Raw genomic sequence first — 17,069 nt, 5'->3', positions numbered from 1 at the left:
CCCCGCCGTCCCCGCCCGCCACCCGTTTGGCGACATCCGGACGCGAATGAATGAGGAAGGACCGGTCCCCACGGGCGGGAACCGGTCCTTCGCGCGGTCGACGGGTCACTCCGCCCCGGGCGACACCACGTAGAAGCGCGGCATGGGCAGCACCCGCATCCGCAGCCGGGCGCCGGAGCGGCGCAGCTGCCAGGTGAGCGCCAGCAGCGCGGCGGCCAGCGAGATCAGGCCACCGATCCAGATGCTCGCGCCGGCCCCGAAGGTCTCGGCCACCCAGCCGATGATCGGCGCGCCCACCGGGTTGGTGCCCAGGAAGACGAGCACCCACAGCGCCATGACCCGGCCCCGGAAGGCGGCGTCGACGCCGAGCTGGACCCGCTGGTTGGCGGCCTGGGCGAAGAAGACCATGAAGAACCCGGTGGGCAGCAGCAGCGCCACCACCAGCCAGTACGACCCGGCGAGCCCGACCAGCGTGCCGAAGCTGGCACAGCCGACCGCCGCGCCGAGCACCAGCCACACGGTGGGGCGGCTGCGCCGGCCGGTGCCGGCCAGGGCGCCGATCAGCGCGCCGACCGCCAGCGCGGTGGTGAACAGGCCGAACGAGGCGGCGCCGGTGTTGAACACGGTCTTGGCCAGCGCGGCCAGGGTGAGCTGGAAGTTGAACAGGCTCATCCCGACCACCGACATCAGGGCCATCGGCAGCAGGATGTCGGGGCGCCGCGCGACGTACCGCAGGCCGTCGACCACCCGGGCCTGATCGCGCTCGCCGGCCGGCGGCAGGTCCTTGCGGTACAGCTCGTCGGTGCGCATCCGGACCACGTTGACCAGCGGGGCGATCGAGCTGAACGCGGTGATCAGGAAGACCGGGCCGACGTCGAAGGCGGCGATGGCCAGGCCGGCGACGGCCGGGCCGAGGATCCGGGCCGAGTTGAAGGTGGCCGCGTTGAGCGAGAGCGCGTTCGGCAGCAGCGGCATGCCGACAAGTTCGGAGACGAACGCCTGCCGCACCGGGGTCTCCACCGCGTTGAACACCCCGAGCAGGGCGGCGAACGCGAAGACGTGCCAGAGCTGCACCAGCCCGGTCACCACCAGCAGGCTCATCGCCAGCGCCAGCACGGTCCAGAAGAGGTTGGCGATGAAGAGCAGCATCCGCTTGTCGTAGCGGTCGGCGAGGCGGCCGGAGATCAGGGTCAGCAGCAGGACGGGGGTGAACTGGAGCGCGGTGACCACGCCGAGCGCGGTCGCGGAGTTGCCGGTGAGGTCGAGGACGAGCCAGTCCTGGGCGATGTACATCATCCAGACGCCGATCAACTTGATCAGCTGTCCGGTGGCGAAGAGTCGGTAGTTGCGGACTCGTAGGGACTGGAACATCGTGCTCAACTTGGCCTGCACTCTAGGTGCGCCTCCTCGCGATCAGGTACGCCTCATCCACAGCGGACGAAGCGGACCGCGAGGCGCGGGTACCCGCTCAGGCGCGAGCGATGCCCTGGAGAATGTCGGCGGCACGCTGCAGCGTGTCGCGTTCCTCCTCGGTCAGGGCGGCCAGTCGGCTGGCCAGCCACTCGTTGCGGGCCCGCTCGAACTGGTCGAGCACGGCCCGTCCTCCCTCGGTAGCCGCCAGGATGACCTGCCGTCCGTCGGTCGGGTGGGGGGTGCGCTGCACGAGGCCGCGCTCCTCCAGCTTCGCGACGATCTTCGTCATCGTGGGCGGCTGCACCCGCTCGATGTCGGCCAGCTCCCGGGGTGTCAGGGCGCCTGCCAGCTTGAGGCTGGTGAGCGCCGAGAGCTGAGTGACCGTGAGGTCGCCGACCGGCCGGGCCTGTCGGACCCGCCGGTTGAGTCGGGTGATCGCATCACGCAGCTGAGGGGCCAGCTGCGCCGGTGGCACGCGTTTCGCCGTCACCGTCCGCTCCGTCACATTAGTTAGCTTAACTAATGAGCCTGGCTAACGACATGCGATATGACCAGGCTCACCAGATGTCAGAGGGGTCAGAGCAGCACGGACTCGATCGGCCCGCGCAGGAAGTAGAGGATGAACAGAGCGGCCACCCCGTACAACAGGGGGTGCACCTCGCGGACCTTGCCCTTCGCCAGCTTCAGCAGCACGTAGGTGATCACGCCGGCGCCGATGCCGTTCGAGATCGAGTAGGTGAAGGGCATCAGGACGATGGTGAGGAACGCCGGGATGGCGATCTCGTAGTCGGTCCAGTCGATGGTGCGGACCGCGGTCATCATGAGGAAGCCGACCACCACGAGCGCCGTCGACGCGGCCTCGAAGGGCACCACCACCGACAGCGGCGCCAGGAACATGGCCAGCAGGAACAGGCCGCCGGTGACCAGGTTGGCCGCCCCGGTCCGGGCGCCCTCCGCGACACCGGCCGCGCTCTCGATGTACGACGTGTTGCTCGACACCGAGGCCGCGCCACCCGCGGCGGCGGCGATCGAGTCGACCAGCAGGATCTCCCGGGCCCGCGGCGGGGTGCCCCGCTCATCGAGCATGTCGCCCTCCTGGCCGATGGCGACCATCGTGCCCATGGTGTCGAAGAAGTCCGTGATCAGCAGGGTGAACACGAACATCAGCGGGACCAGCCAGCCGACCCGGGTCCACGAGTCCAGCAGGTTGAAGTTGCCGAGCAGCGAGAGGTCGGGGACGTCCACCACCTTCGTCGGCAGTTCGGGCACGTTCAACGCCCAACCCTTGGGGTTCGGCTTGCCGTTGACGAAGGACGGCCCGATGTTGCCGACCGCCTCCACCACGATCGCCAGCACCGTGGAGACCAGGATGCCGATCAGGATCGCGCCGCGGACCCGGCGCACCACCAGCACCAGCGTGAGCAGCAGCCCCACCACGAAGACCAGCAGGGGCCAGCTGACGATCTTGCCGCTGATGCCCAGCCCGACCGGCACGGTGGTGTTCGCGACGTCCGGCACCCGTCGGACGAAGCCGGCGTCGACCAGGCCGATGATGGTCAGGAAGAGGCCGATGCCGACGCCGATCGCCGTCTTGAGCTGGGTCGGCACCGAGCGGAACACCGCGGTACGCAAGCCGGTGAGCACGAGGATGCCGATCAGCACACCCTCGATCACCACCAGCCCCATGGCGTCCGCCCAGGTCATCTGCGGCGCGATCTCGAACGCCACCAGCGCGTTCACGCCCAGCCCGGCGGCCAGCGCGATCGGGAACCGGGCCACCACGCCCATCAGGATGGTCATCACGCCGGCGACCAGCGCGGTGGCCGCCGCCAGCGCCGGGATGGCGAGCTTGCGTCCGTCCCCGTCGACCGCGCTGCCCAGGATCAGCGGGTTCAACACCACGATGTACGCCATCGTGAAGAACGTGGCCAGGCCGCCCCGGACCTCCCGGCCCGGCGTGGACCGGCGGGCGGAGATCTCGAAGAAGCGGTCGAAGGCGTTGCGCGGGTGCGCGGGATCGGGTGGGGTGCCGTGGTCCGGCGGCGGCGCTATGGCCATCGGGTCCTCACATATCGATCGACCGGTTGTCGCGCGCATCGTCCCAGATCACTCACGGGCAGGGAAGAACGATCGCGTACGCTGGGCGCGTGCCCCAGGAGCAACCGCCGCGGCCCGAGCCGCTCGACCCGCCGATGGTGCCGTTCGCCCTCGTCGGGCTGGTCGTCTGGGCGGTGGCCGGGCTGGTGCTGCTGCTCTTCTTCCGTGACTGGCTCACCGAGCACGGCCACCAGAACTGGCTCTGGACCTGCCTCGCCGGTTTCCTGTGGGGCTTTCCCGGGCTGGCCGTGATGATGCGGCACGACGCCAACCGGCGCCGCCGCCGCGCAGCCACCGCCCGTCAGGGCTGATCCGTCAGGGGTGGCCGTACGGCTCCGCCGGCTCGGCCGCCTCCACCGAGCCCGGGGCCCGGCTCACCGACACCGCCTCCACGGCGCTGTCGTCGTAGACCGTGGGCAGTTCGTCCACCGGGGTCTCGGCCGCCTCGATCAGCGTCTCCGAGTGGGCGCCGCAGCCGTGGTCGGCGCTCACCACCCGGCCGTCGTCGGGGGCGTAGAAGTTGCCGCAGGCGCCGAAGGACTGGCGCAGCGCGCCGGCGAGCGGCAGGTAGAAGCCGCAGGTGCCGCAGCGGGCGGCGGCCGGGGCGGCCACCGAGATCGCGGCGTCGGGCCCGTGGTCGCCGTCGTACCAGCGCTGGGCCGCGTCGGTGCGACCCTCGCGGGACAGCACCCGGGCGCGGCCGAGGCCCAGCTCCCAGGCGGTCTCCTCGACGGCCGGGTCGTCGGAGAGCAGGTAGCCGGGGGCGAGCCGCTCGTCGTCCGGCGGGGTGGGGAGCAGGTCACCGGGGCCAAGGTCGCCGGGCTTGAGCCGCTCCTGCCAGGGCACCCAACCGGGGGCGAGCAGCGCGTCGGCGCCCGGCAGCAGCACCGTCTCGCAGATCGTGACCGTGCGGCTGCGCGGCACCCGGGTCACCGTGACAGCCCAGCGCCAGCCCCGGTAGCCGGCGAGGCGGCACTCGAAGTAATGGGTGACGAGCCGGTCGCCCTCGGCGACGGCCTGGAGGTGCTCGCCGACGTCGGCGGGGTCCACCTCGGTGATGGCGGCGCGGGCCACGTCGACGGCGGCGGCGCACACCTGGTCGAGCCGGGGAGCGCGGGCGGAGGCGGGCCTGGTCACCGGACCATTGTTCCCCATGCCACCGGTCGAGTGACAGGCACTCCCCGGAGTCGTTCTCTCCGGGTGATGCGGCACGCGTGGATCAGATGGGCGAGGATGGGACACATGCCGCTGTCCTCCCGCTCCGGCCGGTCGGTCCTCGGGCGGACCGTCGGCACCGGCATCCGTGCCACCCGCCTGCTGCTCCGGGGCTCGCTGCACGGCGGGCGGTGGATGACCCGGCGGGCCGGGACGGCCCGGGCCCGCAGCGCCGGCAACGAGGTCGGCATGGTCCGCCTCTTCGACCTGCACGCCCTCTCCTGCGCCGGGGACACCCTGATCGCCATCGGCCTGGCCGGCACGATCTTCTTCGACGTGCCGCTCGGCGAGGCGCGCAACAAGGTCGCCCTCTACCTGCTGGTGACCATGGTCCCGTTCGCCATGCTCGCCCCCGTGGTCGGCCCGCTGCTGGACCACTTCCGGCACGGCCGCCGCTACGCACTCGCCGCCACCATGCTCGGCCGGGCCTTCCTGGCCTGGCTGATCTCCGACTACATCGGCGGCTTCGGGCTCTATCCCGCCGCGTTCGGCGTGCTCGCCCTATCCCGCGCGTACGGGGTGGCCCGCTCGGCGGCGGTGCCCCGGCTGCTGCCGGAGGGGCTCGGGCTGTCCCAGGCGGGCGCCCGGGCGAGCGTCTACGGCACGGTGGCCGGTGCGCTGGTCGCCCCGATCGGGCTGGCCGCGTTCTGGTTCGGGCCGCAGTGGCCGCTCCGGGTCGCCTCACTGATCTTCCTGATCGGCATGGTGATCTCGCTCCGGCTGCCGCCGCGGGCGGACTCGGAGCCGCCGGAGCGGGTGCCGCGCCCGCTGCGGGCGCTGCGCCGCCAGGACGGGGAACGCCCGCTGGGCCGGGGGCGGCCCGCCGGCCGGCTGGTGATCGCCACCCTGATCGGCTCGGCGGCGCTGCGCGGGCTCTACGGCTTCCTGCTGCTCTTCCTGGCCTTCGCGATCAAGGGCGGCGACCTGACCACCGACTTCTTCGGCCGGAACCTGGGCGCCCAGGGGGCGCTGGGCCTGGTCGGCGGCGCGCTGGCGGTGGGCAGCTTCCTGGCCACCGCCGTCGGCACCCGGCTGCGCATCCACCGCCCCGTGGCGATCCAGTCCAGCGGCACCATCATCGTGGCCGGGGTAGCGGTCCTCGCCGCACTGAAGTTCTCGCTGCCCATGGTGGCGCTGCTCTGCCTGGTCACCTCCCTGATCAGCGGGATCGCCAAGCTCGCGGTCGACGCCTCGATCCAGGAGCGGATCCCGGAGCGGCTGCGGGCCAGTTCCTTCGCCCACTCGGAGACCGTGCTGATGCTCGCCTTCGTGGCCGGCGGCGGGCTCGGCCTGGTTCCGTTCACCGGCCGGGTCGGCGTGGCGGTCGCCGCCTGCGTGGCCGCGCTGGTGGCCGCCCGCGGGGTGCTGGTGGCCACCCGGCTGCGCAGCGAGCACCTGGTCGGCCGCCCGCTCGGCGACGACGAACTGGCCACCGAGGCCGGTACGGCGTTCGACGACCCTGCCCCCACCTCGCCGGCCCCGCCCCGGGCCGACCCGCCGCCGCCGGTGGATGACGACGAGCTGGCGCCGCCCGGGTTCCACATCTACCGCCCCTCCTCCTCCGTGGGGGGACCGGGCGGGACCGAGGAGGAGAACCGGCGGGAGCCCCGGGGACCGGTGGCGTGAGCGGACTGCTGGTGGTGACCGCGGTACCCGCCGAGGCGGACGCGGTCCGGGCGGGCCTCACCGACCCTTCGGTCACCGTCGTACCGGTCGGGGTAGGCCCCGCCGTCGCCGGCGCGGCCACCGCGCGGCTGCTGGCGCTCGCCGAGGCCGCCGGACGGCCGTACCGGGCGGTGGTCAGCGCGGGCATCGCCGGCGGCTTCGTCGGCCGGGTGGCGGTCGGCGGCACGGTGCTGGCCAACCGCAGCGTCGCCGCCGACCTGGGCGCCGAGTCGCCGGCCGGATTCATCCCGCTAGAGGAGCTGGGCATGCCGGCGGAGCTGCTGGGCGGCGGCAGCGTCGTACCCGCCGACCCGGGCCTGCTGGGCGCCCTGCGGACCGCCCTGCCGGCGGCCACCGTCGGCACGGTGCTCACGATCAGCACGGTGACCGGCACCGCCGCGAGCACCGCGACCCTCGCCGACCGGCACCCCGACGCCGTGGCCGAGGCCATGGAGGGGTACGGCGTCGCCGTCGCCGCCACCCAGGCCGGCCTCCCCTTCGCCGAACTGCGGACGGTGTCCAACCCCATCGGCCCCCGCGACCGCGACTCGTGGCGGATGCGCGAGGCGTTCGCCGCCCTCACCACGGCGGCAGCCGTCCTCCGCTGAACCCCGGCGGCCGCCACCCTCGGCTGGCCCGGTCGAACCGCAGCGCCGCCGGCCGGCTCGCCTCCACCTCGAACCCGCACGCGACCAGGAAGCCGGCACCAGCGCTCTCGGCGATCGCGTGCGCCGACCGCACGCCGGCCCGGGCCATCTCCGCCACGAGCGCGGCGACCAGCCGCCGCCCGATGCCCAGCAACCGGTACGCCGGAGCGACGAGCACCCCGTCCAGCACGACCTGCCGCTGACCCGGCTCGGGATGCCCGATGAGCAGGTCGCTGCTGCGTTCGTGCGCGCGCAACTCCCCGACGAGGCCGCCGTCCGGCAACTCGGCGACGAACCGCCAGGAGGTCGACGGGAGCGCCGGGTCGGTGTAGCGGCGGACCAGGTGATCGCGGCGCACCCGCTCGCGCAGCCGATCCCGGTCCCGCATGGTGCGATTGAGCCGGAACGTCACGGCTGGCAACGGAGGCCAGCGGTTGGGTGGCACGCTGAACCAGTGCGCCCACCAGGCGCCGGGCCAGTCCTTCGGCTCGCGCACCTCGCGAGCGTCCAGGTGCGCGGGACAGTGTCGCCCCGCCGCGTCCCGCAACTCCTCGTGCGGCACCGCCGCCAGCTCACCGCCCACCGGCCCGTGGAGCACGATCCGACCGGCCACCGCACCCACGAGGCGCTCGACGGTGCGGAAGCTCGGATCCGGCGACCGCCCCGACTCGATGCGGGCGATCGTGGCCTGCGGCACCCCGGACTTCCCGGCCAGCTCCCGCTGGCTCAGATCGGCCGCGCGGCGCAGTGCCCGCAGGGTCGCAGCCAGGTCGGTCACGGACTCGGCGTCGGTCACCGGGCCATGTTCGGGCGGCGCGGCGCTCGGCCTCAACCCCGGGTAATCCACCTGTGGACAACCATGTGGAAAACCCGGCCGGCTGGGGACGGCGGTGGTCGCTGGTCGACGGCTTCAGCTCGACCCGGGCACCCCGTCACCACTGCTGAAGCGACTACGAACTTGATGACGTAGGTGACTCATGACCTCGGGCGGAGGTGGCGGCAGGGTGTCCCAGGCGAGCCAGGCGTCACCGGGCCTCGCGCCGTCACAGGGCTCAGGCCGTCACAGGGCTCAGGCCGTCACAGGGCTCAGGCCGGCACAGGGCTCAGGCCGTCACAGGGCTCAGGCCGGCACAGGCCTCACGACGTCAGCGGTGGCTCCGGGCCTCAGGGGTGACTGCAGCGCCCACGGTCGAGGGATCGCCGCGATCCATTCACATCATCAAGTTCCTAGCGGCTGAACAGGAGGCGCCGGGGCTGACGGGTGGCACGAACGGTTCATCGTCACACCCGGCGGGGCCGGGGTGGTGGGCACCGGATCGGGCGGGGTTACCGTGGGGGCGTGGCGCTCTCCCTCGCGATCTCGCCCTGCCCCAACGACACGTTCGTCTTCGACGCCCTGGTGCACGGCCGGGTGCCCGGCGCGCCGGCGGTCGAGGTGACCTACGCCGACGTGGACGTCACCAACACGGCCGCCGAGCGCGGGGCGTTCGACCTGGTGAAGGTGAGTTACGCGGCGCTGCCGTGGCTGCTCGACGACTACCACCTGCTGCCCTGCGGGGGCGCGCTGGGCCGGGGTTGTGGGCCGCTGGTGCTCACCCGGGGCGACCGGACCGACCTCTCCGGCGCCACGGTGGCGGTGCCGGGCGAGCGGACCACGGCGTACCTGCTGTTCCGGCTGTGGGCGGCGGATCAGGCGCCGGCGCGGATCGAGGTGGTGCCGTTCCACGAGATCATGCCGGGGGTGGCGGCCGGGCGGTACGACGCCGGGCTGGTGATCCACGAGGCGCGCTTCACCTACCCGCGGCACGGGTTGACCGCCCTGGTCGACCTGGGCGAGTGGTGGGAGGGCGACACCGGGCTGCCGATCCCGCTCGGCGCGATCCTGGCCCGCAAGGGCGCGGTGGACCCGGTCGAGGCGGCCGCCTGGATCCGCGAGTCGGTCCGGCAGGCCTGGGCCGACCCGGAGGCCAGCCGGGAGTACGTCCTCGTGCACGCGCAGGAGATGGAGCCCGACGTGGTGGACCGGCACATCGGCCTCTACGTCAACGAGTTCACCGCCGACCTGGGAGAGGCCGGCTTCGCCGCCGTGGAGGCGCTGCTGGGCCGGGCCGCCGACGCCGGGCTCGTCCCTCAGACCTCCAGCTCGCGCGCCACCGCGTGGACCAGCTGAGCGATCTTCTGCGCGGTCTTCCGGTCCGGGAAGCGGCCCCGGCGCAGGTCCGGCTGGACCTTCGCCTCCAGCACCTTGATCATGTCTTCGACCAGGCCGTGCAGCTCCTCGGCCGGGCGGCGGCGCAGCTCGGCCACCGAGGGCGGCGCCTCCAGCAGCTTGACCCCCATCGCCTGGGCGCCACGCCGGCTGTCCACCACGCTGAAATCGACCCGCTGGCCGCCCTTCAGGTCGGTGACACCCGCCGGTAGCGCGCCCTTCGGCAGGAACACGTCGCCACCCTCGTCACTGGTGACGAACCCGTATCCCTTGGCCGCGTCGTACCACTTCACTCGACCCGTCGGCACCTGAAAACCCCTGCTTCGCTCGGAACCTCTACCCCTCCAAGGCTAGCCCGATGATCCGGTCCAGCGCCGCTGGGAATCCGGTGAGATCATCCAGCACCACGTGCGCTCCGGCGGCGCTCAGCTCGTCCCTGGCGCAGGGGCCGGTCGCCACTCCCACGCCTGGGATTCCCGCAGCTTGCGCAGCGGCCATGTCGGCCACGTGGTCGCCGACGTAGAGGGTCGCGCCGTGCTCACGCAACGCGGTCGCCTTCTGCTCGGCGAACAGGTCGCCGGCCAGCTCGTCGACGGCCAGGCCGAGGTGGTCCAGGTGCAGCTTCGCCAGCCGGCCGATCTTGGAGGTCACCACCATGACCCGGCCGCCGCGCGCGTGCACCGCCTCGATGGCGGCCTCCGCGCCGGGCATCGGCAGGGTCGGGGTGATCGCGTACGCGGGGTAGAGCTCCCGGTACGTGATCACCGCCTCCTCGACCTGCTCCGGCGGGAACCAGTGCGCGATCTCGGTGCGCAGCGGCGGCCCGAGGCGGGAGACCGCCAGCTCGGCGTCGACGGGCACGCCGGTCAGCGCGGTCAGCGCCCGGTAGGCGGCCGCGATGCCGGGGCGCGAGTCGACCAGGGTCATGTCGAGGTCGAAGCCGACCATGAGCGGGGGCATGCCGAGAACGTACCCGTCCGACGGGCGCGACGGCCCTCCGCCGGGCTAGCGTGGAACGACGATGACCACCTCACTCGCCGACCACCTGCGGACCCTTCCCGACGAGTCCCTGGCCGCCCTCCTCCAGCTGCGGCCGGACCTCGTCGTGCCGGTGCCGGCCGACGTCTCCGCCCTCGCCATCCGCGCCCAGTCGCGGGTCTCCGTGGCGCGGGCGCTCGACGGGCTGGACCAGTTCACCCTCCAGATCCTGGACGCCGCCCGGCTCACCCGGGACCCGGAGGGCGGCGGCACCGCCACCGAGGCGATCCTGGCCCTGGCCACCGCCGGCCCGAACCCGCCCGCCCCGACCGCGGTCCGCGGCGCGGTGAACCGGCTCCGCGCCCTCTTCCTGCTGTACGGGCCGGAGCACGACCTGCACGTGCTGGGCGGCGTCGACGAGGTGTCCCCGTACCCGGCGGGGCTGGGCCGGCCGGCCGCGGAGCTGGACCCGCGGGCGGCGGCCGTCTGCACGGACCCGGCGAAGCTGCGGCGGACGCTGCTGGCCGCGCCGCCCTCGGCCCGGGCGATCCTGGACCGGCTCGCCGCCGGCCCGCCGGTCGGCACCGTGCCCCCGGGCGCCCTGGAGGCCCCCGCCGTCGGCGAGGAGGACATCCTCCCGCCGGACCTGGTCAACGGCGGCGCGGCCACCGGCTCCCCGATCCGCTGGCTGGTGGAGCACCGGCTGCTCGTCCGCATGTCGGCCGTCAAGGGCGGCGGCACGGTCGAACTCCCCCGCGAGGTGGCGCTGCTGCTGCGCCGGGACAGCGGCCCGCTCGGCCCGCTGCGCACCAGCCCGCCCGTGGTGTCGAGCCCGCCGCGCGAGGCCAAGGCCGTCGACTCGGCCGGGGCCGGGCAGACCATGGAGGTGGTCCGGCACACCGAGGCGCTGCTGGAGGCCCTGGCCGCCGAGCCGGCCCCGGTGCTGCGCTCCGGCGGCGTGGGCGTCCGGGACCTGCGCCGGCTGGCTCGCGGTCTCGGGCTGGACGACCCGACCACCGCGCTGATCTTCGAGGTGGCCTACGCCGCCGGGCTGCTCGGCGAGCTGGACCTGACCGGCACGGTCACCGGCCGCTACGGCGGCGACCAGCAGATCCTGCCCACCGGCGGGTACGAGGTGTGGCGGGCCGCCTCGCTGGCCCAGCGCTGGGAGCAGCTGGCCCGGGCCTGGCTGACCATGACGCGCCAGGTGGGCCTGGTCGGCCAGCGCGACGACCGGGACCGGCCCATTTCGGTGCTCTCCGCCGAGGCGGAACGGGCCGGCGCCCCGGCCGCCCGGCGCTCGGTGCTCGCCGTGCTGGCCGACCTGCCTCCGGCGACCGCCCCGACCCCGGACGAGGTGCTCGAGCTGCTCGACTGGCGGGCGCCCCGGCGGGCGCGGGGCCGGGAGGCCGCGCACCGCGAGGTGCTGGCCGAGGCCGCGCAGCTCGGGGTGACCGGGCTCGGCGCGCTCACCTCGTACGGGCGGCTGCTGCTGGCCGAGCTGAGCGACGCCGACGAGCGGGCCGAGGACCCGCTCGGGCTGTACTCCGAGACCGAGTCGGGCGAGCCGTCCACCGCCGTCCGCGCGCTGGACGCGCTGCTGCCCGCGCCGGTCGACCACTTCCTCGTGCAGGCCGACCTGACCGTGGTGGTGCCCGGCCCGCCCGACCCGGCGCTCGCCGCCGAGCTGGACGTGGTGGCCGAGCACGAGTCGGCTGGCGGGGCGAGCGTCTACCGGGTCACCACGGCCAGCGTCCGGCGGGCCCTGGACGCCGGCTACTCGGCCGACGACCTGCACGCACTGTTCCGCCGCCGGTCGCGCACCCCGGTGCCGCAGGGGCTGACCTACCTGGTCGACGACGTGGCGCGCAAGCACGGCGGGCTGCGGCTCGGCTCGGCCGGCGGCTACGTGCGCAGCGACGACGAGGCGCTGCTCACCGAGGTGCAGGCCGACAAGCGGCTGGAGGCGCTCGCCTTCCGCCGGCTGGCCCCGACGGTGCTGGTCACCCCGTATCAGGTGAACCGGATGCTGACGGCGCTGCGCGACGCCGGCTACGCGCCGGTGCCCGAGGACGCCGGCGGTGCGGCCGTGCTCGCCCGGCCGAAGACCCGGCGGGCCCCGGCCCGGGTGCCGACGACCGGCCGCGGCCTGGACCCTCTCGCGGCGCCGCGGCTGCCGATGCCCCGGCTGCTCGGGGTGGTCGAGCAGATCCGCCGTGGCGAGGCGGCGGCCCGGGCGGCGCGGCGGGCCCCGGCGATGGTCCGCGGCGGGACGGCGCGCACCGGCCCGGGGCCGGCGCACACCCACAGCGACGCACTGGCCGTGCTCCAGCAGGCGGTGCGGGACAAGGCGCTGGTCTGGGTCGGCTACGTCGACGCGCACGGGGCGACCGCGTCCCGGCTGGTCCGGCCGGTCTCGATCGGGGCGGGCTATCTGCGCGCGGAGGACGAGCGCACCGAGATGCTGCACACCTTCGCGCTGCACCGGATCACCGCGGCGGTGCTGGAGGACTGAGCCGGGGGCTAGTCCCCGTTGCGGCGCAGCGTGCCGACCACCGAGACGGCGAGCAGCAGGCCGAACGCGGCCCCGGCCGACTCGCCGACCGAGTCGACGAAGCCCTGCCGCTGCACCAGCAGCCCGAACAGGAACCAGCCGAAGATCCCGGTGGCGGCGGCTGCGTAGCCGACCAGGACCGCCGTCGGGACCTCCTGCTGGCGCGCCCGGTCTTCCTCGGGAAGCACGTCGTGGTCGACGGTCATCTGCAGCCCCTCCCGCCCCGTGGTGGACCCGACCTCCAGCGTGGCACCGGAGGGGGTCACCCGGACAGGGGATAAAACCCTGATCCGGTCGGGACGGTCACTCTCAGGTGCCGGGGCGGTGGCCGAAGACGACCACCCGGGTGCCGACCGAGCCCAGTTCCCAGAGCCGTACCGCGTCGCGGTGCAGCAGGTTCACGCAGCCGTGCGAGCCGATCCAGGGGTTGTGCAGGTAGGTCGTGGTCTCGTGGAAGCCGATCCCCCCGTTGAACCGCTGCCAGTAGGGCAGCCACACCTCGTACGGGTTGGACCACTCGCGCAGGTTCTTCCCACCCACCGAGTAGGTGCCGGTCGGGGTGGCGTAGCCGGCCATGCCGGTGCGGGTCACCGTCGGGCCCATGACCACCTTCCCGCCGCGCATCGCCCAGACCGTCTGGTGGGTCAGGTCGACGCAGAAGGTGGTGCGGGAGCCCGCGTTGCAGCGCCCCGTGTCGGTGTTCGCCAGCCGCTTCGCCACGTCGTACGTGGTGGGGCCGGCGCGGCCCGTGGCGGGGCTGATCCCGTACCGGAGCTGGAACTTCTTGATCGCCTTGCAGTCGGCGGCCGACTGCTTGCCGTCCACGGTCAGCGTCCCGAAACCGCCCAGCCGGGTCAGGTAGGTCTCCACGGCCTTCTGGTGCTCCCCCTCCGGGCACCCGGCGGGCTTGGACGGCTTCGGCGTGGCCGGCTTCGGCGTGGTGCGGCTGGGCTTCGGCGTGGCCGTCCGGCTCGGCGTCGCCGACGGGGACGCGGCCGGCTGCTCCGGCGTGGGCGGCGCGCTCGCCCCCGATGCCTCCTCCGTCACGCCGACGGGAGCCGGGGCGGCCGCCCCGGTCCCGTCGCCCTGCGGATCGAGCGCGCACGCACCGACGCCGACCAACACGACCACTGCCAGGCAGACGGCCCGAACGGCGAACCGGACACGCTTCATGGGCCCTCCCCTTGGACAGTTGTCCCGCTTGCTAGACGTACGGGAGGAGTGTGACGTTGCCTGTCCAGTGAGTCTTTTTCCGGACACCCATTCGCGTGCAACACTGGATGGTCCGCCTCCGGCAGGTCAGCCGCCGTGCGGGCGAGAATTTCCGGCTCTTGGAGAGGACGCTGGCGTGAGCGGTGGACCACTGATCGTGCAGTCGGACAAGACCCTGCTGCTGGAGATCGACCACCCCGACGCGCAGGCGTGCCGGATGGCGATCGCACCCTTCGCCGAGCTGGAGCGCTCCCCCGAGCACGTCCACACCTACCGGCTCACCCCGCTCGGGCTGTGGAACGCCCGGGCCGCCGGCCACGACGCCGAGGGCGTGGTGGACACGCTGATCAAGTACTCCCGCTATCCGGTGCCGCACGCGCTGCTGGTCGACGTGGCCGAGACCATGGACCGCTACGGCCGGCTCCAGCTCGCCAACGACCCGGCGCACGGCCTGGTGCTCCGCGCCCTCGACCGGGTGGTGCTCATCGAGGTCGCCAAGAGCAAGAAGCTCGCCGGGATGCTCGGCCCGAAGCTCGACGACGACACCATCCAGGTGCACCCCTCCGAGCGGGGCCGGCTCAAGCAGGCGCTGCTCAAGCTCGGCTGGCCCGCCGAGGACCTGGCCGGCTACGTGGACGGCGAGGCGCACCCCATCGAGCTGGCCGAGGCCGGCAAGGACGGCGGCAAGCCGTGGACGCTGCGGTCGTACCAGCGGGAGGCCGTCGAGGCGTTCTGGGCCGGCGGCTCCGGCGTGGTGGTCCTCCCCTGCGGCGCCGGCAAGACCCTGGTCGGGGCGGCGGCCATGGCCGAGGCCAAGGCGACCACGCTGATCCTGGTCACCAACACGGTCGCCGGCCGGCAGTGGAAGCGCGAGCTGATCGCCCGCACCTCGCTCACCGAGGAGGAGATCGGCGAGTACTCGGGCGAGCGCAAGGAGATCCGCCCGGTCACCATCGCCACGTACCAGGTGCTCACCTCGCGGCGCGGCGGCGCGTTCACCCACCTCGACCTGTTCGGGGCCCGCGACTGGGGCCTGGTCGTCTACGACGAGGTGCACCTGCTGCCCGCGCCGATCTTCCGGTTCACCGCGGACCTCCAGGCCCGCCGCCGGCTCGGCCTCACGGCGACCCTGGTACGCGAGGACGGCCGCGAGGGCGACGTGTTCAGCCTGATCGGCCCGAAGCGGTACGACGCGCCGTGGAAGGACATCGAGTCGCAGGGCTGGATCGCCCCGGCCGAGTGCACCGAGGTCCGGGTGACGCTGACCGATGCGGAGCGGATGGCGTACGCGACGGCGGAGGCCGAGGAGCGCTACCGGATGGCGGCGACCGCGCGGACGAAGCTGCCGGTGGTACGGGCGCTCGTGGACCGGCACCCGGACGAGCAGGTGCTCGTGATCGGCGGGTACATCGACCAGTTGCACCAGCTTGGGGAGTATCTGGACGCACCGATCGTGCAGGGGTCGACGACCAACAAGGAGCGGGAGCGGCTGTTCGACGCGTTCCGGTCGGGCGAGGTGAAGACCCTCGTCATCTCCAAGGTCGGGAACTTCTCCATCGACCTGCCCGAGGCTGCCGTGGCCATCCAGGTGTCGGGGACCTTCGGGTCGCGGCAGGAGGAGGCGCAGCGGTTGGGGCGGGTGCTCCGGCCGAAGGCGGATGGACGGCAGGCGCACTTCTACACCGTCGTCTCCCGGGACACGATCGACACCGAGTACGCGGCGCACCGTCAGCGGTTCCTCGCCGAGCAGGGGTACGCCTACACCATCGTGGACGCGGACGACGTGTTGGGACCGAAGCTCCCGACCATCGACTAACTGACTCACGCATTACGAGTCGACCCCCTGGCACTGGTCCACCGCCTGGTCCTCATGCCCGACATGCTGTCTCGGTCCGCCATCGTCCGCCCACGACGGCTGGTGACGCTTCGGGGCCGTGGCGCGGCGCCGCCTTACGGCCATAAGCTCACCGAATGGAGTCGGCGACCGGTCAGCGGGCAAGCGTGCGGGGCTGGCTCCAGGACTTGTGGCTCGTCGCGATCTACGACGACGTGCCGGACGACGAAGTCAGGCGATGGTGGAACTGCAAGGAGACCGACGTCCTGGACGTCCTCGTCGACGTGGCGCCCGGATTCCGCCTCGGCTCGATCGTGACCGCCGACGGCGACCCGCCCAGCCCCACCCAGCGGGTGTCATCGCTGATGTTCCTGCACGGCACCTGCCCGGAGGACTTCGAGCCGGACGCTCAGGCGTCCTACGTGATGCCCCTGCTCGACGCCGGGCTGCGCGCCGCGCTACTGGCGGCCTTCGCCCCGCGACTCGGTGACCACCCGCTGATGACGGCCGAGCCGGTCGACACCCTTGCGGCGTTCCTCGACGAACACCACGGAGCGCGGCTGCTCACGCACACACCCACCGAGGCGGTTGAGGTGCTGCTCGGTCCCGACGTCGGCTGACCGTGCCGGCCCGCGACGGCAGAGCGGCGCAGCACAGCCCGAACCATCCCGGACGTCGACCTGTTCCACCACCGAGATCGACCACGTCCATCGGACGGAAACTCCGTCTGAGCCGCACCGACAGCCACTTGCGGAAAATAGGAGCGTCGGAAGTCAGCCCGACAGTCTGCTGACGCCGTCCTACCGCCGTCGAGTCCGAACCGGCTGCCAACCCACCCGTTGGTTGAGCAGCTACAGCACTCGTCTCCAGCTACAGCACGTCTCGGTCCTGCACGGGCTGCGTTCGCTCCGCTCAGCCGTCGAGCGGTGCGTCCCAATCCTTTAGCACCCGGTCGACTCCGCGACGAAGACTCCGCGACCCGGGCGCCCAACCAACACACCCTGCTCCCGCAGCGTCGCCACCGCCCGGTGGATCGTCGACACCGACACGTCGTAGTGATCGGACAGCTGCTGGGTGGACGGAATCTGCGACCCGGGCTGGAACTCGCCCTCCTCGATCCGCCTCAGCAGATCCTCGATCAACTCGTTCATGGGTCTGTAAGAAGAACGGTGTAACTCCTGATCAAGGAGCGGCACCTGATGACGGAAACGACGATGGCCGTGGATACTTCCGCGGTGGCGAAGA

17 protein-coding genes are annotated in these 17,069 nt (G+C 73.1%); 7 read left to right on the top strand and 10 right to left on the bottom strand.

Annotation, left to right across the window (positions count from 1 at the left end; all coding sequences use genetic code 11):
- Positions 1-105: 105 nt before the first annotated feature.
- The 3 genes from ABZV78_RS15485 to ABZV78_RS15475 all read right to left on the bottom strand — a co-directional run bounded on the left by ABZV78_RS15485 (position 106) and on the right by ABZV78_RS15475 (position 3,471).
- The gene (locus ABZV78_RS15485; protein ID WP_355639005.1) at positions 106-1,392 is read right to left on the bottom strand and encodes an MFS transporter; all 1,287 of its coding nucleotides are present in this window, start codon (positions 1,390-1,392) and stop codon (positions 106-108) included.
- A gap of 76 nt (positions 1,393-1,468) precedes the next feature.
- Positions 1,469-1,918, bottom strand: a complete 450-nt coding sequence (locus tag ABZV78_RS15480; protein WP_355639003.1) for a MarR family transcriptional regulator — start codon at positions 1,916-1,918, stop codon at positions 1,469-1,471.
- Positions 1,919-1,989: 71 nt separating this feature from the next.
- A complete protein-coding gene (locus ABZV78_RS15475; protein ID WP_355639001.1) occupies positions 1,990-3,471 on the bottom strand; it encodes an NCS2 family permease in 1,482 nt (493 codons plus the stop codon).
- 89 nt (positions 3,472-3,560) lie between these two features.
- On the opposite strand from ABZV78_RS15475, the gene ABZV78_RS15470 reads away from it, so the two are divergent.
- Positions 3,561-3,821, top strand: a complete 261-nt coding sequence (locus ABZV78_RS15470) for a DUF2530 domain-containing protein (protein ID WP_355638999.1) — start codon at positions 3,561-3,563, stop codon at positions 3,819-3,821.
- 4 nt (positions 3,822-3,825) lie between these two features.
- Here ABZV78_RS15470 and ABZV78_RS15465 read toward each other — a convergent pair whose 3' ends face one another.
- Positions 3,826-4,665: a DUF3027 domain-containing protein gene (locus tag ABZV78_RS15465; RefSeq protein ID WP_355638997.1), complete on the bottom strand. Its 840-nt coding sequence runs from the start codon at positions 4,663-4,665 to the stop codon at positions 3,826-3,828.
- Positions 4,666-4,752: 87 nt separating this feature from the next.
- Between ABZV78_RS15465 and ABZV78_RS15460 the strand changes: the two genes are divergently transcribed.
- Both ABZV78_RS15460 and ABZV78_RS15455 read left to right on the top strand, forming a co-directional pair.
- Positions 4,753-6,351, top strand: coding sequence for an MFS transporter (locus ABZV78_RS15460; RefSeq protein ID WP_355638995.1), 1,599 nt, complete (start codon positions 4,753-4,755; stop codon positions 6,349-6,351).
- Positions 6,348-6,998 carry a futalosine hydrolase gene (locus ABZV78_RS15455; RefSeq protein WP_355638993.1) on the top strand — a complete coding sequence of 217 codons (651 nt, stop codon included), beginning with the start codon at positions 6,348-6,350 and terminating at the stop codon, positions 6,996-6,998. Before ABZV78_RS15460 ends, ABZV78_RS15455 begins: the two co-directional genes overlap by 4 nt.
- Here the strand turns inward: ABZV78_RS15455 and ABZV78_RS15450 are convergent.
- Positions 6,970-7,833: a GNAT family N-acetyltransferase gene (locus tag ABZV78_RS15450; protein WP_355638991.1), complete on the bottom strand. Its 864-nt coding sequence runs from the start codon at positions 7,831-7,833 to the stop codon at positions 6,970-6,972. The genes ABZV78_RS15455 and ABZV78_RS15450 overlap by 29 nt on opposite strands.
- Before the next feature lie 543 nt (positions 7,834-8,376).
- Here ABZV78_RS15450 and ABZV78_RS15445 point away from each other — a divergent pair.
- Positions 8,377-9,207 (top strand): 1,4-dihydroxy-6-naphthoate synthase, encoded by an 831-nt coding sequence (locus ABZV78_RS15445; RefSeq protein ID WP_355638990.1) that lies wholly within the window; start codon positions 8,377-8,379, stop codon positions 9,205-9,207.
- Here ABZV78_RS15445 and ABZV78_RS15440 read toward each other — a convergent pair.
- On the bottom strand, positions 9,168-9,554 hold the full coding sequence (locus ABZV78_RS15440) for a cold shock domain-containing protein (RefSeq protein WP_088997128.1): 387 nt from the start codon (positions 9,552-9,554) through the stop codon (positions 9,168-9,170). The genes ABZV78_RS15445 and ABZV78_RS15440 overlap by 40 nt on opposite strands.
- Positions 9,555-9,582: 28 nt before the next feature.
- Positions 9,583-10,206, bottom strand: coding sequence for an HAD hydrolase-like protein (locus ABZV78_RS15435; protein WP_355638989.1), 624 nt, complete (start codon positions 10,204-10,206; stop codon positions 9,583-9,585).
- Between the two features lie 61 nt (positions 10,207-10,267).
- Between ABZV78_RS15435 and ABZV78_RS15430 the strand changes: the two genes are divergently transcribed.
- On the top strand, positions 10,268-12,739 hold the full coding sequence (locus ABZV78_RS15430) for a helicase-associated domain-containing protein (protein ID WP_355638988.1): 2,472 nt from the start codon (positions 10,268-10,270) through the stop codon (positions 12,737-12,739).
- A gap of 8 nt (positions 12,740-12,747) precedes the next feature.
- Here ABZV78_RS15430 and ABZV78_RS15425 read toward each other — a convergent pair whose 3' ends face one another.
- Both ABZV78_RS15425 and ABZV78_RS15420 read right to left on the bottom strand, forming a co-directional pair.
- Positions 12,748-12,984, bottom strand: coding sequence for a hypothetical protein (locus tag ABZV78_RS15425; protein ID WP_355639063.1), 237 nt, complete (start codon positions 12,982-12,984; stop codon positions 12,748-12,750).
- A 103-nt stretch (positions 12,985-13,087) separates the two neighbouring features.
- Positions 13,088-13,951 (bottom strand): L,D-transpeptidase family protein, encoded by an 864-nt coding sequence (locus ABZV78_RS15420; protein WP_355638987.1) that lies wholly within the window; start codon positions 13,949-13,951, stop codon positions 13,088-13,090.
- Between the two features lie 175 nt (positions 13,952-14,126).
- Here ABZV78_RS15420 and ABZV78_RS15415 point away from each other — a divergent pair, with 175 nt between their 5' ends.
- Positions 14,127-15,806 carry a DNA repair helicase XPB gene (locus tag ABZV78_RS15415; RefSeq protein ID WP_355638985.1) on the top strand — a complete coding sequence of 560 codons (1,680 nt, stop codon included), beginning with the start codon at positions 14,127-14,129 and terminating at the stop codon, positions 15,804-15,806.
- A gap of 155 nt (positions 15,807-15,961) precedes the next feature.
- Complete coding sequence (locus tag ABZV78_RS15410; RefSeq protein ID WP_355638983.1) at positions 15,962-16,444, top strand: hypothetical protein; 483 nt, start codon at positions 15,962-15,964, stop codon at positions 16,442-16,444.
- Between the two features lie 321 nt (positions 16,445-16,765).
- Here the strand turns inward: ABZV78_RS15410 and ABZV78_RS15405 are convergent, their stop codons facing one another.
- Positions 16,766-16,975 carry a winged helix-turn-helix domain-containing protein gene (locus ABZV78_RS15405; protein ID WP_355639061.1) on the bottom strand — a complete coding sequence of 70 codons (210 nt, stop codon included), beginning with the start codon at positions 16,973-16,975 and terminating at the stop codon, positions 16,766-16,768.
- Positions 16,976-17,069 lie beyond the last annotated feature (94 nt).

This window comes from Micromonospora sp. NPDC004540, from assembly GCF_040610095.1.
Classification (GTDB): Bacteria; Actinomycetota; Actinomycetes; order Mycobacteriales; family Micromonosporaceae; genus Micromonospora.
The sequence above is the reverse complement of the archived record's forward strand: the minus strand, read 5'-3'. Positions and strand labels throughout refer to the sequence as shown.

What these genes read in the sequence shown, in the direction of transcription:
- ABZV78_RS15405 (WP_355639061.1), bottom strand. Translation starts at nt 16,975, where the DNA reads ATGAACGAGTTGATCGAGGATCTGCTGAGGCGGATCGAGGAGGGCGAG.
- ABZV78_RS15435 (WP_355638989.1), bottom strand. Translation starts at nt 10,206, where the DNA reads ATGCCCCCGCTCATGGTCGGCTTCGACCTCGACATGACCCTGGTCGAC.
- ABZV78_RS15460 (WP_355638995.1), top strand. Translation starts at nt 4,753, where the DNA reads ATGCCGCTGTCCTCCCGCTCCGGCCGGTCGGTCCTCGGGCGGACCGTC.
- ABZV78_RS15430 (WP_355638988.1), top strand. Translation starts at nt 10,268, where the DNA reads ATGACCACCTCACTCGCCGACCACCTGCGGACCCTTCCCGACGAGTCC.
- ABZV78_RS15465 (WP_355638997.1), bottom strand. Translation starts at nt 4,665, where the DNA reads ATGGGGAACAATGGTCCGGTGACCAGGCCCGCCTCCGCCCGCGCTCCC.
- ABZV78_RS15410 (WP_355638983.1), top strand. Translation starts at nt 15,962, where the DNA reads ATGGAGTCGGCGACCGGTCAGCGGGCAAGCGTGCGGGGCTGGCTCCAG.
- ABZV78_RS15425 (WP_355639063.1), bottom strand. Translation starts at nt 12,984, where the DNA reads ATGACCGTCGACCACGACGTGCTTCCCGAGGAAGACCGGGCGCGCCAG.
- ABZV78_RS15475 (WP_355639001.1), bottom strand. Translation starts at nt 3,471, where the DNA reads ATGGCCATAGCGCCGCCGCCGGACCACGGCACCCCACCCGATCCCGCG.
- ABZV78_RS15420 (WP_355638987.1), bottom strand. Translation starts at nt 13,951, where the DNA reads ATGAAGCGTGTCCGGTTCGCCGTTCGGGCCGTCTGCCTGGCAGTGGTC.